The 417-nt window shown below is 77.5% G+C and carries 1 protein-coding gene; it reads right to left on the bottom strand.

Annotated features, from left to right (window positions below; translation table 11 throughout):
* Window positions 1-100: 100 nt before the first annotated feature.
* Window positions 101-417: hypothetical protein (locus F0L68_RS43120; RefSeq protein ID WP_223199639.1), on the bottom strand; the 317-nt coding region annotated here is incomplete at its 5' end.

Below are 417 nucleotides of genomic sequence, written 5' to 3'. Positions count from 1 at the left end.
GGGGCCGCCGCTGCTGCGGGGGCGGATGTGGGAGAAGCCCGGGCCGCCGCCGCCGGTGGGCGGCGGCGCTGCGAGCAGCGCCGTGGCGGTGTGCGCGAGGTCAACCCACATAGCCCAGCACCTCCTGGGTGGTACGGATCGCGGTGAGCACCTGCAGGCACGCGCGCGCGGTGGCGGCGCGGACTTGGTGCAGGCGCAGCGGCGGGCCTGCGGCCAGTCGCGGGTCATGGGGCAGGTGCACGATGTGCGCGACGCCGGTGGTAGCCACCAGGGTGTGGGCCGCGTGCCGGTGGCGCCGCGAGGTCGGGGTGGTGGCCGACAGCACGACCACCGGGCGGATCGGGGTGCGGCGGCGCAGGAATCCCACGGCCGCGCAGACCGCCTCGGCACCCACGAGGTCGGCGCGGCCGACCAGGA

It is taken from the genome of Solihabitans fulvus (genome assembly GCF_008386585.1).
GTDB classification, from domain to species: domain Bacteria; phylum Actinomycetota; class Actinomycetes; order Mycobacteriales; family Pseudonocardiaceae; genus Solihabitans; species Solihabitans fulvus.
Note: the sequence above shows the minus strand (reverse complement) of the source record. Positions and strands in the feature narration are given on the sequence as shown.